Source organism: Rhodohalobacter sp. 8-1 (genome assembly GCF_038150125.1).
GTDB lineage: Bacteria > Bacteroidota > Rhodothermia > Balneolales > Balneolaceae > SW132.
Map to the genome: position 1 here is coordinate 36,989 of NZ_JBBVMF010000001.1, position 16,789 is coordinate 53,777.

The 16,789-nt window shown below is 46.5% G+C and carries 12 protein-coding genes; 6 read left to right on the plus strand and 6 right to left on the minus strand.

Translation table 11 applies throughout. From position 1 onward, the window contains the following. Positions 1-31 precede the first annotated feature (31 nt). The 5 genes from AABW11_RS00185 to AABW11_RS00205 all read left to right on the plus strand — a co-directional run bounded on the left by AABW11_RS00185 (position 32) and on the right by AABW11_RS00205 (position 6,374). On the plus strand, positions 32-3,253 hold the full coding sequence (locus AABW11_RS00185; protein WP_340102465.1) for an efflux RND transporter permease subunit: 3,222 nt from the start codon (positions 32-34) through the stop codon (positions 3,251-3,253). A gap of 81 nt (positions 3,254-3,334) precedes the next feature. Beyond that, entirely contained in the window at positions 3,335-3,646 is a 312-nt protein-coding gene (locus tag AABW11_RS00190) for a hypothetical protein (RefSeq protein ID WP_340102466.1), read from the plus strand. 57 nt (positions 3,647-3,703) lie between these two features. After that, positions 3,704-4,129, plus strand: coding sequence for a DsrE family protein (locus AABW11_RS00195; protein WP_340102467.1), 426 nt, complete (start codon positions 3,704-3,706; stop codon positions 4,127-4,129). A 528-nt stretch (positions 4,130-4,657) separates the two neighbouring features. Continuing rightward, entirely contained in the window at positions 4,658-5,602 is a 945-nt protein-coding gene (locus AABW11_RS00200) for a homocysteine S-methyltransferase family protein (protein WP_340102468.1), read from the plus strand. Between the two features lie 367 nt (positions 5,603-5,969). Continuing rightward, positions 5,970-6,374 (plus strand): VOC family protein, encoded by a 405-nt coding sequence (locus tag AABW11_RS00205; protein ID WP_340102469.1) that lies wholly within the window; start codon positions 5,970-5,972, stop codon positions 6,372-6,374. Between the two features lie 90 nt (positions 6,375-6,464). On the opposite strand, the gene AABW11_RS00210 is transcribed toward AABW11_RS00205, so the two are convergent. From AABW11_RS00210 to AABW11_RS00230, 5 genes are all read right to left on the minus strand, one after another. Continuing rightward, entirely contained in the window at positions 6,465-6,863 is a 399-nt protein-coding gene (locus AABW11_RS00210; RefSeq protein ID WP_340102470.1) for a hypothetical protein, read from the minus strand. Between the two features lie 167 nt (positions 6,864-7,030). After that, a complete protein-coding gene (locus AABW11_RS00215) occupies positions 7,031-7,507 on the minus strand; it encodes a Dps family protein (protein ID WP_340102471.1) in 477 nt (158 codons plus the stop codon). A 55-nt stretch (positions 7,508-7,562) separates the two neighbouring features. Then, positions 7,563-8,924 carry a TolC family protein gene (locus AABW11_RS00220; RefSeq protein WP_340102472.1) on the minus strand — a complete coding sequence of 454 codons (1,362 nt, stop codon included), beginning with the start codon at positions 8,922-8,924 and terminating at the stop codon, positions 7,563-7,565. Then, positions 8,921-12,088 (minus strand): efflux RND transporter permease subunit, encoded by a 3,168-nt coding sequence (locus AABW11_RS00225; protein WP_340102473.1) that lies wholly within the window; start codon positions 12,086-12,088, stop codon positions 8,921-8,923. The genes AABW11_RS00220 and AABW11_RS00225 overlap by 4 nt, the downstream gene beginning before the upstream one ends. Beyond that, positions 12,085-13,197: an efflux RND transporter periplasmic adaptor subunit gene (locus AABW11_RS00230; RefSeq protein ID WP_340102474.1), complete on the minus strand. Its 1,113-nt coding sequence runs from the start codon at positions 13,195-13,197 to the stop codon at positions 12,085-12,087. The genes AABW11_RS00225 and AABW11_RS00230 overlap by 4 nt, the downstream gene beginning before the upstream one ends. Before the next feature lie 263 nt (positions 13,198-13,460). On the opposite strand from AABW11_RS00230, the gene AABW11_RS00235 reads away from it, so the two are divergent. Beyond that, positions 13,461-14,084 carry a TetR/AcrR family transcriptional regulator gene (locus AABW11_RS00235; RefSeq protein ID WP_340102475.1) on the plus strand — a complete coding sequence of 208 codons (624 nt, stop codon included), beginning with the start codon at positions 13,461-13,463 and terminating at the stop codon, positions 14,082-14,084. Positions 14,085-14,545: 461 nt separating this feature from the next. On the opposite strand, the gene AABW11_RS00240 is transcribed toward AABW11_RS00235, so the two are convergent. Next, positions 14,546-16,762 (minus strand): TonB-dependent receptor domain-containing protein, encoded by a 2,217-nt coding sequence (locus AABW11_RS00240; protein WP_340102476.1) that lies wholly within the window; start codon positions 16,760-16,762, stop codon positions 14,546-14,548. Positions 16,763-16,789 lie beyond the last annotated feature (27 nt).

Sequence of the window (16,789 nt, forward strand, 5' to 3'; positions counted from 1 at the left end):
CTAACAAGAATTTGAAAGGAAACAACAGAAAATGAAAACCGGATTAGCAGGTAAAATTGCACAGGCGTTTATCGACTCGAAGCTTACACTGCTTCTGATGGTCGCTTTTGTAGCGATCGGTGTGTATGGCGTGTGGCTGACACCCAGCGAAGAGGAACCACAAATTGACGTGCCTATGGCCGATATTTTTGTCGGTTATCCCGGCGCTTCACCCCTTGAAGTTGAGAACAAAATCGCCATTCCACTTGAGAAAATTCTATCGAATGTCTCGGGAGTGGAATATGTCTATTCAACATCCATGCCGCAACAGGCGATGGTTTCTGCGCGCTTTTTTGTGGGGCAGGATGTGGAAGAGAGCATGGTGCGGCTCTACACCGAGGTAATGAAGTTCATGGACACCAAGCCGGAGCCGGTTACCATGCCGCTCATCAAAACACGGTCCATAAATGATGTGCCTATTGTTACCCTCACCCTTTGGAGTGAAACGCACGGGGATTATGAGCTTCGGCGAGTGGCGCAGGAGCTCGACAACGAAATTAAGTCGATCACCGACGTAGCCGAAACCAGCATTCATGGCGGGCGTTCACGAACAGTTGAGGTGGTTCTGGATAAAAGCAAATTAGCTGCACTCTCTATTGACCCGCTGCGAATCGCCCAGATCATTCAGACTGCAAACAGTGAGTTTAAATCGGGTTCGTTTACGCGAAATGACGAGGAGTTTTTGGTTCAAACCGGAAGTTTCCTTGAAACCGCCGAAGACGTTGGTAATCTCGTGCTCGATGTACGTCAGGGCGATCCGATTCTGCTCCGCGACGTGGCCGATATTGCGGACGGACCCGGCGAACCTGCCAACTACGTTTCATACTCACCGGGGCCGGTTTCTGCAAGAGAAGACAGCCTTGAAGCCGGCAGTTCCTATCCTGCTGTCACGATTTCCGTGGCTAAGCAACAGGGAGCTGATGCCATGACCATTGCTGAGAATATCGACCGAATGTTAGAACAGCTCAACGGGTCTATTATCACCGACAGAGTTAACGTGCAAACCACTCGTAACTACGGCGAAACCGCAACTGACAAGGTGAACACGCTACTTATGCACCTGCTTGTGGCCGTGCTGTCCGTGTCGTTTGTGGTATTTCTGGCCATGGGCTGGCGGGGTGCACTTGTGGTATTTATCTCGGTGCCGATCACCTTTGCCCTTACACTGTTTTTCTACTACATGTACGATTACACGCTAAACCGGATTACGCTTTTTGCCCTCGTGTTCGTGACCGGGATCGTGGTGGATAACTCCATCATTGTGGCCGAAAATATGCACAGGCACTTTAAAATGCGCAAACTGCCCATCAAGCAGGCCGCCATTTACTCTATCAACGAGGTGGGTAACCCGGCTATTCTGGCAACATTCACCGTTATTGCTGCCGTCATTCCGATGGCATTTGTTTCCGGTTTGATGGGGCCCTACATGAGCCCGATTGCAATCGGCGCGACTGTTGCCATGATTTTGTCTCTCATAATTTCCCTGATCGCCACACCGTGGCTGGGGTATCGTTTACTACGTGCTGCGAGGGTACAATCCGGCGGAAGCTCGGGTAAGAGCTATAAACTTGAAGACACTATTATTTTCAAAATATACGATAAAACCATGCGTCCGCTGATGCAGAGCACATGGAAACGGTGGTTTTTTCTGCTCGGAACTTTTGTTGTTTTACTGGCTACTCTGGTGCTTTTTTACACCCGATCCGTTGAAGTAAAAATGCTTCCTTTTGATAATAAAAACGAGATACAGCTCATTATCGATATGCCGGAAGGCACCACGCTCGAGCGAACCGAAGCCGTAGCACAGGAAGTGGGCCTTAGCCTGCTCGAAATTCCCGAAGTTTACGACTACCAAACCTACTCCGGAACCAACGCTCCCATCAACTTTAACGGACTGGTCCGCAGCTACGATATGCGACAGTCATCGAACGTCGCCGATATCCAGGTGAATCTTGTGGATAAGAGCATGCGTTCGGATCAGAGCCACGCCATCGCCAAGCGGATGAGGCCCATCGTTCAAAAAGTGGGCGAAAAATATGGTGCGAATGTTAAAGTGGTTGAAGTACCGCCGGGGCCACCCGTTCTATCCACGCTTGTAGCCGAGATTTATGGCCCCAGCCTGGAGATGCAGCGTAACGTTGGCGAACAGATTAAGCAGATTTTCACTGAAACACCCGGGATTGTGGATACAGACTGGATGGTGGAAGCCGATCAAACCGAATACCGGTTTAACGTTCTGCGCAATAAAGCCGCCATTACGGGAGTGATGCCCAATCAACTTTCCGAATCGCTTGGCATGATTTTAGGTCAGCACCCGGTTTCCTCACTTTATGATGAAGATGAAGCCACGCTGGTACCCATTCAGATGAAGCTCAGCGAGGCAGGCCGTTCCGGTGTTGATGAACTGGGCGGACTTCATGTTCAGTCGCAATCTGGGGCAATGGTGCCCGTCACCGACCTCATTGATGTTGAAGAAACTACGCTTGAGAAAAGTATTCACCGAAAAAATCAGCGCCGGGTGGTTTATGTAACGGCCGAAGTTGCGGGTGAAATTGAGAGTCCGGTCTACGCCATCCTTGATGCACAGGACCAGATAGACGCTTTATCTCTTCCTGCCGGTTACAGCATGGAGCAGCAATATGCAGGTCAGCCGTTTACAAGCGAAAACGTGACCGTAAAATGGGATGGTGAGTGGCAAATTACTCTCGAGGTATTCCGTGATCTCGGAATTGCCTTTGCCGTGGTACTGGTGATCATCTACATCCTTATTGTCGGCTGGTTCCAGGACTTTGGCGTTCCCATCATTATGATGATTGCCATACCGTTGTCACTGATCGGGATTTTGCTCGGCCACTGGCTTGCAGGCGCATTTTTTACAGCAACATCAATGATTGGACTCATTGCCCTTGCCGGCATCATGGTCAGAAACTCCGTGCTTCTGATCGACTTCGTCCAGATCAGCCTCAATGAAGGAAATTCACTTGAGGATGCCGTTGTGGAAGCCGGTGCAGTTCGAACTATGCCGATTCTCTTAACGGCAGGTACCGTGGTTATCGGGGCTATTGTGATTCTGTTTGACCCGATTTTCCAGGGACTTGCAATATCACTGATGGGCGGAGCTATTGCATCCACAGCCCTCACGCTGATTACCGTTCCGCTGATCTACTTTATGGTGAATAAGAATAAGAGGACGGACGAGATTATGCGCAATTAATTAAAAGATATTAAACCAGACCTGACAGGTTTTTGAAACCTGTCAGGACTTTATCCAACAACAAACCAAACCACCATACCCATGAAACTTCTGATCATACTAAGCATAGCCGAATTCGCGAATGAAGTCCGGTCCATGATGACACGAAACAACGTTCCTGTCTATAGCGAAACCGAAATGCATGGATTTCGAACTGAAAAACATAAACCGGATATACGAAGCTGGTTTTCACAGGGAGATCAGGGCATCTACTCTACCCTCTTTTTCTCCTTTCAGGATGAAGCGACTGTAAAAAGCATTCTGGAAGAAGTGAAAAATTATAACAAAGAGTATGAAGGAGACCGGGATAATCCGCTGCACGCCTACCAGGTTGCCGTAGAAGATTTTGCCTGATCATGTTACCTCACTACCAATTAACAAAATACAAATCCACACTAATCTCCTATACTCATGAAAACACTCATTGCACTATTTATTACACTTTTCGGATTTGCCGGAATGGCTGAGGCACAATCAGACAGCGAATCGCTTTTTGTTGTACTCACCTCAGACGACGCTGAAACACAAATGATGGCGATGGTCCTTGCCACACAGTCACTCAACAAGGATGTGCCGGTCCGCGTACTTCTTTGCAGTGACGCAGGTATGCTGGCACTCAAAAACCATGAGTCACCCTCTTTTGCTCCTCCTGATCGCTCACCTAAACAGCTTTTAGATGGGCTGATCGATCGCGGTGTGCAAGTTGACGTCTGCGGCATATTTCTCCCAAACCGTGACTACACAGAAGTGGATCTGACGCAAGGCATCGGAACCGCCGCTCCTCCGGAAGTGGCTGAATTCATGAAGCAGAAAGGCGTTCGGTACTTTACGTTTTGAGCCGGGTTTAAACTTGTGAAAGATGAACCTGTCCTGTTTATTGAAGTCTCATCAATCTACATCATAGGGTATATGGATATCCAAAAGAATCCTGTTGAGGGAATTCCCTCCTAGCCCGGCGGCATCAAACTTCGTGAGATAACGGTACAAGCGAAACAGCTCTTTACAAAACAGGAACAGTTTATGACCCAAATTGACTTTACAACCTCAGATAAGGTCTCCGTTAAAAAAGATTTTACGGGCATTCTGGCTATGAATTTGCCGAACGGTCTGAACGCGGGAAAACGCTTTAGCTCAAAGACAAATCAGGTCTCAGTTCAGATTTCCGGAGATTCATCTGATAGATCTGCGCCATGGCATCTAAATCAGGACTTAAATAATGAATAATAAATCTGATGGTTCCGGATCTTTGGAATTATTTACTAATCAGAAAAATTTATAACCCATACAGAAACGTGATTGAAAATCAGGGGCAACTACTGAACTAATAGATGTGCTCACTCATGGAGTTGATCAAATCCATAAAAAATGGCTATTACTACACAGACTATGAAAAATATATGCTTATTAGACGGCGGTACAGGTCAGGAAATTTATAAGCGATCCAAAAAACCTGCTCACCCGCTTTGGTCTGCCAAAGTGATGATCGACCGGCCGAATATCGTGAAAGAAGTTCACAAGGATTTCCTCAAAGCAGGAGCCCGCATCCTAACTATCAACAGTTACACAGTTACTCCAACCCGTCTTCGGCGTGACGGGGAAGTCGAGTGGTTCCAGAAGCTTCAGTTACAGGCTACAGAAATCGCGCTAAATGCCCGGGATGAACTTGGATCTATAACAGAGGATGTTCAGATAGCAGCCTGCCTCCCTCCGTTGACGGGAAGCTATGTTCCGGATGAACGTTCCTTTGCAGAGATCAAGCAGGAATATGAGCAAATTGTTGCTCTTCAGGAACCCATTGTTGACCTGTTTCTCATCGAAACCATTGCAAGTATAAAAGAGGCGAAAGCAGCATCAGAAGCTGCACTTGAGAGCGGTAAAACGGTTTATTTGAGTTTTACACTGTCAGACAGGCAGCCGAATCAGCTTCGCTCCGGAGAATCCATTCATGAAGCGCTGAATGCCATGATCGGTTATTCCCTTGATGCCATTCTGTTCAACTGCTCCTTTCCGGAAACGATAACCAAGGGAATGAAATCGCTACAGCATCTGAATATTCCATTCGGAGGATATGCCAATGGATTTACCACTGTTGAGCCCCTTAAACCGGGAGAAACCGTGGGACAACTATCCGCCAGAAGTGATCTGGACGAAGAGAAATATGCCTCGCATGTGATGGAGTGGATTAATGTCGGTGCCTCTATTGTTGGCGGCTGCTGTGAGGTTGGGCCATCCCATATCGAACATCTTCATAAACGGATTGAGGAGGAAGTGTATGGTATAGTATCCTCTCAGAAGATATCTCAAAGCTGATGCACAGGCTACATTCTGTTGTCACGTGCGTTAGTGTCATTTGTAATTCGGTTGATACCAGAAAGACCAACAAAATACCCCGATAATGCTTCTACGTATATTTGATTACCGATCATGCTCCCTGCACCGGAAGAAGTAGTAACTTTATAAATGAGAAATGCCGATCCATTCCCCTGTCTCAATAGAGGATAGAACTTTAACCACTGCAAATCTATTCAGATAAAATACTATGTTTATCTTTTCACCCTATGTTGCATCTACAATGATTAGTTTAGGTTTCAAAATGTATCTTGAGGTCACTAAATTATTCTACGACAAAGTGCACTTATGAATTACCAGACAAACCCCAGGCACAATACCAAAATCAATGATTACACGATTAGCACATGTTTGCATTCACACTGAAGATCTAGCAGAAACTGAAAGATTCTACTGCGATCTGCTCGGCTTGGAAAAAGGTTTTGTTTTTATGAAAGATGACGCCCTTTTTGGGTATTATATTAAACTTGGCAACGATTCATTTATTGAAGTTTTCAAAGGTGACCCCGGAGCGGCAGGCAATATCGATCATCTGGCCATTGAGACGGATGATATCAATCAGGTTATTTCGACATTACGATCTAATGGATTTGATGCAACGGATAAGAAACTTGGGGTTGATAAATCCTGGCAGTCTTGGACAGAGGATCCCAACGGGGTAAAAATAGAGTTCCATCAGTACACCGATGAGAGTCTTCAGTTCAGAGGCGGGGCCTGTGAGGTGGATTGGTGAGGAAAGGAAGAGAGTAGAACGTGAAGGTGAGTTATATTCAGCCTATCGGTCATAGGGAAAGTCTCATAAAACTGAGTGAGATTTTTTCTGTCATTGTCTGAAAATCGATTTTTTTAAACTCCAATAAATGGCCAGCCAAACACTCGTTCTAAAAACCATCGCCTTGATGCTGTCTGCTGCCACCTGATCACTGCTAAAAAAATACAGTAATAGTATGATGACTAAGACTAATAAGTTCAGTATAAAAATCGTTTTCGATGCTTTTCTCCCTTTTTGAGCATTTCTCAAAATAAGATATCCCGTGGACATATAAATAAATCCCATCAGTGTATTAAAAATCAGAAGGGGCAAAAAAACGATGTAACCGGGCTCTGATATATCAAAAAGCACCCGGCTCCCCGCAGAAACTGTCAACAAACCAAATCCAATTGCAATTGCGGCTATTAAAAAACGTATCCATTTAGGCATAATATGATTATTCTTTTCCATTTTGCCCTACACACATTTTGATCTTACCACTTTTCGTCTAAAATATTGGCACGTAATGTTTTCTGTCAATGACATATTAAGCTATCGAATAGATTTAAAAAGATACCGACCCGAATTTAATCGAGACGGTACCACTTTTTTGCAGTGTTCTTTCCTGCAGCTTAAGCCTATTCTCCCGCATAAGAAGAGTACATCCATACAAGCTTCTCCTGCTCGCTGATGTAGTCGCTCATCAGTGCGTTGGTGCCTTCATCATCTGCTTCGTCCGACAACTCCAGAATTTCCCGCTGCAGCTTTAGCGTAACTTTGAAGGAGTCGAGGATGTGATTCACTGCTTTTTTTCCGTCACTCTCTTTTGCGCTTTCTGAAATTTCGGAGACTTTTACATACTCTGAATATTGATGCTCGGGCGTGTATCCCAGCGTTAAAATTCGCTCAGCCACCTCATCAATTTTTAAAACCAGGTCGTTGTACAGCTCTTCGAACTTTACGTGTAGTTCAAAGAAAGTATCTCCTTTAATATTCCAGTGATATCCTCTCGTGTTCTGGTAAAACACGGAGTAGTTCGCCAATAAAATGTTCAGCTTTTCAGCCAGTTCTTTTGTTTTGTTAGTGTCGAGACCTATTCTGTTTTTCTTGCTCATTTATCTTTGTTTTTTGATTTGTGTTATGATTTAAAATCTTAGTACTAAATATCAATTAATGTGAATAATCCGTAATAAAAGTACCCGTCAGATAGCGCAGCAATGTCTCAGTCTGCTTCAGCTGAAAACCAGTTTCTGCTACTCTGAGCCGGGCATTTTCCAATGAGAGCTGGGCTGCACGTAACTCTACACCGGTAATTTCGCCGCGGTCGAACGTCACCTTCGCACGTTCGTAATTCCGTTCATATACGGATAGATTTGATCTTTCCGTTTCAAGCTGATTCTGTAGGTGCAGATACTGCTGCCAGCTGTTTTCGAACCGGGTTTGAAGCTGTATGGCCGACTCTTCCCTGCGCAGCTCCTCCTGGCGTATCCTATCTTTTGCATTTTGAGACTCGATACGATTTCGTCCGCCGCTGAAAATCGGAATCTTGAGTGTTATCCCGCCGCTGAATCCAAGCTGCTCCTGTGTTTCAAACTGTCCTTCGGTAGCGTTCGTATAGCTGTAGCCATATCCGGCTGTTGCAGTTAACGAAGGCAGAAAGCCGGCCCTCGTTACCCGCTCATTCAGCTCGGCCTGCGCCAAACGCTTCTCCCTGATGTTCAGCACAGAGTTATTTTCCATCATCAAAGCCAAGAAATCTTCGTAATTCGGCAGATCGGCAGCATTAAATTCATCAGCCACATTATCCATTTTGCGCTGATCCCACCCTATTTCTGTATGTAAATCCCGATATGCAGTTTCATACTGTAGCTTCAGGTTTCTGTATGCCGTACTGTCGCTTTTTAAATCGGCCAGGGCCTGAAGCAGCTGCTGTTCATTCACCTGACCATATTCCCGCCTCGTCTCAATCGCACGAAAACGGTCATTACTTTGCTCAAGTGATATTTCTTTTACTTCAATCGCTTTCTGAAACGAAGCAACCCTGATAAACTGAGCGGTGATATTTAAAATGGTAGTTTCCAGTTCAGACCGATACTGCAGATCGGCTAAATCGCTGCCCGTTTCGAGCATTTTGTACCGTAGCCGTCCCCTCATTCCGTTGTAGATCACTATCTGTGTCCCGATCTGTGAACTGAACTGCGTAGTTGTAACACCATCATACGAAATAGACCGGCTTCCCACCTGCTGACCGCTATTCTGCGGATCGAGCAGATTCCGAAAGAACGACCCCGGTGTTATATCAAGGTCTGTGTATGAAGCACTCAGTCCGCCTGTTATCGCCAGATTTGGGAGCTGACCGGCATTTCCGCGCGAAACGCTGTTCTCTGCAATGTCTGTTTCGATATTGCTGATCTCTACGCTATGGTTATGCTCCAGCGCCGCTTTAATCGCTTCATCAAGTGTAAACTGCTGCTGAGCAGAGACACTTCCTGCCATAATCGCCAGAATAAAAGAAAAAATTAGAAATCTCATAGTGAACTCTTTTTATGATGTTCATGAAGTATGACAGCCGGCTCGATACTTTCCTGTGATTCCGGTTTTTTACCCGCGAGCTGCAGAAGTTTGAATTTGGCGTTGTTGAAAATGACCAAGAATGCAGGTGCCAGTGTCAGGGAGATCAATAGCCCAAATGTAAGTCCATAGGCGATGGAAATTGCCGGTGGTTTTAGGAATGCTGAGGCGAGTCCGCCGACAAAAATCATGGGGACAAGTCCGGCTACGGTACTCAGCGTTGTAAGCAAAATGGGTCGGAATCGTGACCGTACCGCATCTTTCAGCGCCTCTTCAAATGTCATTCCGGATTTCAGATTGTCGTTAAATGCCGTAATGAGCACCAGTAAGTTGTTGATTAAAATACCGATAAGGGCAATCATCCCGATCAGGGAAAATATGTTCATAGTCGCCCCGTGAATCCAGTGCCCAATCACCACGCCCGTAAAGGCAAATGGCAGAGAAAGCAATACGAGGAATGTCTGGCTGAACGACTGAAAGTTGATCACAATTAGTGCCAGGATTATGAGCAGAATAATGGGTGCAACTGACTGCATCGCTTCTGTTACCTTTGCCGACTCCCTGTTCTGCCCTTCAATCACAAACTGAACTTCTGGAAACTCCTGCTCCAGGGACGACAGCGTGTTTTCTCTGATATCGGCCAGGATTCCGGGAGCTGAAAGAGATGGGTCGGCCAGGTCAGCATCTACCCGGATGGTTCGCCTGCCATTAATATGGTTGATGTTGAGGGATGCATCTGTCGGAAAAATATGTGCCACTTGCGACAGAGGGTATGCACCTTTCGGTGTCCTGATTTTTACGTTCAAGAGATCCCGGTAACTCTCCCGGTTTTCCTCCGGAAATCTCAGCCATATCCGAACATCATCTCCCCTAAGCTGAAGCGTTTGTACTTCCATTCCAAAAAATGCCGTTCGGACCTGCATCATAATATCCTGGAGCGTAAGCCCGAGCTGCTCGCCCGCTTTTGACAGTTCAATATGAAGCTCGGGGTTCCCACGCTGATCGGTATCGGCTACATCCACCAGGTCATCTCTCTTTTCAAGTGATGTTTTAAGCTTTTCAGATGCCTGCTGTATTTCCTCCATACTTTTGCCCGAAACTGAAATATCTACCGGCAATCCTCCAAACCGGTGCTCCGCCAGTGCAGAAATAAACCGGATGTAGTTTGTACCGGGAACGTCACCCACTTCGTCCCTGAACATGTTGTTAATTTCATATGCCGGGATTCCCCGTTCTTCGCCTCCCATCATTACGATTCGAAGTTCTCCCTGATGGCTTTCAGGACCCAGAATTCTCTCCACATTGCGTATCACTTTTTCATTGTCAGCCCGTTCAGAGCTCAACTGATCCCCGATTTTATAAACCGCTTCTTCAATTTTCATCAGTTTAGCTCGTGTTGTATCAATTGGAACTCCGGGCTCCATCTCAATCCGCACCAGCTGCACATCATCATCCAGGTAAGGGAAAAAAGTGACCGGCAACACCCCGGTTCTGATTAAAGCTACAGAACCTATCAGCAAGAGAATAAAAACGAAAACATTGAGCCATCGCCACTTATGTGAAACAAAATCTGTAAAAGGGATAAAATATTTGTCCCTGAACCCTGTGAGGCCGTTGGCCATGGCTTTTTCGAAACGGGTTTGACTATTCTTATCAGACAGTACTTTTGAAATTGTGAGCTTTTGAGGCAAAAACAGAAACGTGACGATCAGTGCGGCCAGCAGTGCGCTCACAACCACAAATGAGACTTCCGTAAAGAAGGCACCGGGCTTTCCCGGAAGGAAAAAGAAGAGGCTGAATGCCGTTGCGGTAGTCATAAGCGAGATAATCATGGGTGAGGCCACTTCCGCAGCTCCATTTCTAGCGGCCTCCACGGGGGATTCCCCAAATTCATTGTAATGGCGGTAAATATTTTCCGCAACCACCACACCGGTATCCACCAGCATCCCCAAAACCAGGATAATCCCAAATATCGACACCGGATTGATCGTGAATCCATATCCCAGGAGTGCTGAGGCAAATGTCCCCAGAATAGCGAGCGGTATTGTAAGCGACACCCACATCGCAATCCGTTTATCAAGAAAAAGCGTGAGGATAATCAATACAAGGATCAACCCGAAAATGGCATTGCTCCTCAACGATTCAACCCGCTCATTTACAAACTCCGAAAAATCCTCAACCACGGTCAGCTCAACGCCACTGTGCAGCGTATTGAAATGCCCGGCATACTCCTTCACTTCTTCGGCGATGGCCACCAGGTTTTCATCGTTAGTTGTAAGCACCTGTATTACTACCGACTCTTCGCCATCGAGATAGCGCTCAACGGGCCGATCATCGAACTGGTCTTTTACAGTTGCTATATCCTTCAGCAGTACTCGTTCACCATTCATACCCGATCTCACGGGAATTTGAGCTATTTCCAGTGCCGTCCTCTCCTTATTCTCTGCACGGATCTGCCAATTAGCATCTCCTGTTTTTAGCTCGCCACCGGTGATATCAATGTTGTTTTTCCTAACTGCTTCTGCCACTTCCTGTGCAGAAATACCATATCGATCCATCTGCTCATCATTCAGCTCAATAGAAATTTCCTCAGGTGGAAATCCAAGCAAAAAAACATTTGAGATCCCTTTTTCAACAATAAATACGTCCCTGATCTGGTCGGCATAATCTTTTTTCTGCTGAAGCGAGATTTCTCCCGTCAGCGCAAGCGAAATCGTGGGATTGAGCATCTCTTGCTTATACACGATCGGGCGGTCCATCTGGTCAGGAAAATCAGTCACCCTGTTTACCGCGTTCTCCACGTCAACCAGTACCCTGTCGATATCAGCCCACTCAAAAATCTCCACGGTTATGCGTCCGCTGTTCTCCCGGGCTACCGAGGTGTGCCTGTCCATACCGGAAATTCCGTTCAGGTTCTCCTCAATCCTCGAGATCGCCCGCTCCTCAATTTCCAGCGGCGAGGCCCCGCGATAAATAATGTTTACATAAATTTCAGTCGGGGCCTCCGGCGGGTTCAGCGTGTACCGCGTCTGGCTGAAGCTAAGAATGCCCATCAGAACAACGATCATCAGCCCCAGGGTAACCATGACGGGATAGCGGATAAAAAAGTTGATTAATCTCTTCATAAATGACTATAATTAATGATTCGTCCGCTAACGGGTTCAGAGACATCCATAACGATCTCGTCTCCGTTTTGCAGTCCGCTTACCCAGAGATGGCTCCTTTCCAGGTCATGGATTTCAACGGTCACATCAACCAGGTTCCCATCTCTTTTGGCAAGCACGCCGCCCGTTCTCAAAAGGGCTGATTTCGGAATTCGGGCCAGCTCTCTTTTCGTCTCTGATTCGATCTCGCCCTCCAGGTACATTCCTTCGCGTAACTTTTCACCCGACACTTCCAGGTATATCAACACCTGCTGTGATGATGAATCCACTGACGGATTTACCCTCACAATCTCTGCTTTGTAAGATTCGGTCTGACCCTGATTTGATACCGCCATCGTCATACCCGGCCGAATCCACTCAACTTGGGCAGGATCTATAGAAGCATTTAAAATCATCAGCGAGGAATCTACAAATGTGCCCAAATGAAACTGCGGCCCCACAACCTGACCCGGTTCAGCTTTTGCGGCTGATAACACTCCCGAAAACGGTGCCCGAATCGTGAATTTCTCCAATCGATCCTCCGCACTTTTAATAGTGTAGTAGAGCTCGTAGACTCCTTTGGATTCCAAATAACGGCGAACGCCCTCTCCGAATTCAGGAATAGCGACAAGGTTATTCTCAGCGTTCAGCGAATTAAACCACTTCTCGTATCGTGGTAAGGTTTCCGGATAATCCAGCTTAATATCGGGCATCAGCGCAGATACCAGCGTTTTAAATTTACTTCTGGATGATTGAATCTGTAGCCTCGCCTCACTATCGTCCAGCTGAACTAACATCTCTCTTTCTTGAAAGGAAACTCCCTCCCGAAACGGCTTGGTTCCCTCCACCACTTTTCCCGGAACTTCCGGAAAAAGCTCAACCCGATTCTCCGCACGAAGTCGGCCGTTTAGGGATACCCGATCCGCTATTTGTTCGGTTTCTACCGTAAAAAAGGTGATTTGTGGCGAGCCGATTTCAGCCGCTGCAGCTTCACTCGATTGTTCTGAGGATTTATCCGCTGATACACCGCTGCATGAAGCTGTAATCGTTAACAGTAAAAGTATTGAAAAACTTAACAAGGCTTTATTCATGTCAATATTTCCGGTTTGTGTTCAACCGTAGTTTACGGACATAAATCATACAGTTCAACCATATGGTTGAATATTTAAATACTTCTTATCTATCTTTTTTTAAATCAACTAAACCATTATATAGCAGTTATTTATAGAACATTTTATATTTAGTTTACTGATCTGAAAGTTTGATACAGACAATTTAGTTTAACCATATAGTTAACTTTTGTGCCAATCTTTCCTATTTTACTTATCCAATTCAAAATCCTAATCTCCGCAGTATGAGTAGCGAAACAGAATCATCCTCTACAGAACAGAAAATTTTTGACGCCGCAAGAGATGTTTTTCAAAGCAAGGGGCTTGAAGGCGCACGGATGCAGGAAATAGCAGATAAGGCAGATATCAACAAGTCGATGCTGCACTACTATTACCGTTCGAAGGAGAAACTTTTCGAAAAAGTGTATGAGCTCTCCATCATCAAGCTGATGCCGCAGGTAGCGTCGCTATTAAATGAGGAGATGCCGCTGGATATGAAGCTTCGAAAGTTTTCCGCAAAATATCTCGAACTCGTCAAAGCCAACCCGGACATCCCGCTATTTGTGATTCACGAGATGAATAAAAATCCCAGCCGTCTGAAAAAATTTATCGCTAAGGAGATCGGAAAACGAGTACAGCCATTTTTAAATCAAATAAAAGAAGAGAGAGAAAAAGGCAATACTGTTAATCTGCCGCCGGAACAGATTTTCGTGAACATCATGAGCATGCTTGTCTTTCCATTTTTAGCACGGCCGGTACTCCAGGTTATTTTTGATATGGACGAAAAGGCCTTTTCAGAGTTTATCGCCGTACGGGAAGCGTTCATGCCGGACTATCTGGTCAGTATGGTGATGAACAAGGAGTTGTAGCCTGTCCTGTGCGATATCCCGGGAACTGCGCTTTATACACTGCGAAATCCCCGGGATTTTAAAGAAACAGGAAGTTTTCTGTACCAGTACATTTTACTGCATTACCATTGACAGATTTTAAATTAGTTGTTTGGCATAGCAGTTTTCTTTTATCTGTGAGTCCGATCTCCCTTCTGAGGGGAGATCATCCTGTTCGCTTAGAACAGGATGCGAGGGGTGTTCAGAAACTTCACGATCGGCTCGAAACCCTGTGGTAATGGCTGAATAGTATCATGCTGTACATCCCTCCCTCCGCAAGCCGGCGGAGTACTTCCCTGAAAGGGAGAATTATCCTGTCACTGCTCAAATGGTGTTGCCCCGCTTTTTGGGGTAAAATTAGGGGCTACCAATAACTTTTCCGCCTAAAATAACCGAGGCAAATCTTGTGAGCGTTGCAGCTTTGGGTAAATTACCACGTTCTCTCAAAAAGCATAGCTAAGCGAAACCATCACTGAACGTCCTGCCTCAGGAATGTTTCCAATACTGGTATGCGTGTGATAGTGTCGATCAAGCAGGTTGTTTGCCTGCAGAATGGATGTGAGCGACCCATTCAGCCAGTCGCGTTCCCAGGTGAGATTCAGTACGGCAAAGGCCCGGGTGGCATCCTCAATGGATGCGGTTTCCGCAATTCGGTGCTGAGCGGCAGCCCATTCTACCTCTCCCATCAGCCTGTTCCCTTTGTGATGAAGATGCATAGTGCTGAACCCTTTCAGGGGCGGAATTAATGGAAGCGGCTCGTCAAGGGTTTGATTTCGGGCGTACAAATAGGAGACCCGGTTTTCAATACTTAGCCGGGGACCCAATCGGTTCAGGCTTCGGAACTCTCCGCCCGTGATGGTTGCGTCACCCACATTCGCGTAGCGCTTGAAATCAAGACCGATGTTTCCTGTACCTTCAGAAAGGATGCCATCTATGTAGTTGAAATACTGCTTGTGAAACAGGGATAGCGAAATGGAGTGACTATCCGTTTCCCAGGTTGTATTCAGGTCGGTATTGATGGCTCGTTCCGTTTTCAGCCACGGGTTTCCATCGTAGAAATAGCCATCGGTATAGTTGTAGATGTAGTGACCAAATCGCTCCATGTGGTTCCCCATCCGCTCGGAGTACACCAGGGAGCCTGAAAAACTCCAGTCGTCGAACGGCATCCAGAGCAGGTTGCCGGAGGCTGACAGAAGAATGTTCGGGCGCGTATTGAGCCCTCTGTTATACAGACCTTCGAAAAATGACGCAAAGCGTTCACTTCCAGTATCGAGATTCTTTAGTGCAATGTTCTGCTCGGCTTTCAGCAGAAGGTCATCCGATATCATAAACCGGTGCTTCATGCCTATATTCCCCTGCCAGGTATTTACGTCCTGCAGGTTGTAAATGAACATATCCTCAATATTGGGATCGTGGCTGTTCATTTCCATATCACCATACGCCCGGGAATAATACCCGTCCAGAAACCACTCAAATGAGTGCCGGGAAATCCCGGCCTGACCATTCACCCGGGTCCCTGCCGTAAAAGTTTCCCCAAACATCGGCATATGCATCCCGCCCATCACTTCACGGTTTTCTACATCACGGCTGTAATCGTCCATCGTATGGCGAATGGCGTTGGCGTAGATTTGAACGGTTTCAACGCGCCAGCTTTTGTCCGTAGGTGCAAAATTAAACCTGAGCTGACCAATATCGGCCAGTGCTTTCGTTGCATCCATCAGCAACGCGGGATATCCTACATCATATGCTTTATCGGTGATGTAATTTGCTTCAATAGTATGGTTTGATGGCAGACGATGCCTGTAGCTCACGTTCAGGTTTAGTTTTTCGTACTGGGAATTATCGATCTGTGAACCGTTGCCTGATACAAAATCATCAGCTTTTTTATAGCTTCCCGAAAACCGCACGGCATGCCTTCCGGTGCGGTCAGAGGTATTTCCAGCAACAGAAAGCGACCGGTAGTTGTCGGGCAGGCGATATCCGGTGCTTACATTCATGGAAAAAGATTCCGGTTCAGCCCCGCGGGTAACAAGGTTGATGGAGCTGCTGCCTCCGCCTGAGGAAGCCACGTCGCTTCCGCTCTTGTCGATATGGAGTTCGGATAAATTGGACGTTTCCACATAGGAGGTGATCGGGTCCATTTTATCCACACAGGCCTTGAAAACCTGCATACCGTCGATCATCAGGTTCATACGCTGATCACTTTCACCACGTATGACCGGTTCCCATGCAAAAGCCCCGCGTTTATTGGTAGAAAGGCCGTCAATTTTATCGAGAAACTGGTCCATGTTCTGAGCGTGATGCTGCTGCTGATAGGCCTGCACATTGTTTTCCCCCTCGCGATTCGCCAAAACCAGGAGCCCGGTTTCAATTCGGTAAATTTCGGGATTCATGTAAAGAGTCTCCATGCCGGCCCTGAGCACGAACTCACGGGACTGGTATCCCACGGCAGTTACGATAATTACAGGATAATCATCGCGGTTAATGGTAAAATACCCATCGGTGCCGGTAGTAGCGATAACCGTTTGCTCATCTGATTTTATATGGGCCTGTATAACGGGTTCGCCTGTTGTCCGGTCGAGCACTCGAAGCGCGGACACCTGGGCAAATGCAGACGAAGCCCAGATCAGAAAAAGTAGATTGGCTAAAAGAAATTTCATGGCTCTGTTTGTTTGGTGAACGACCGG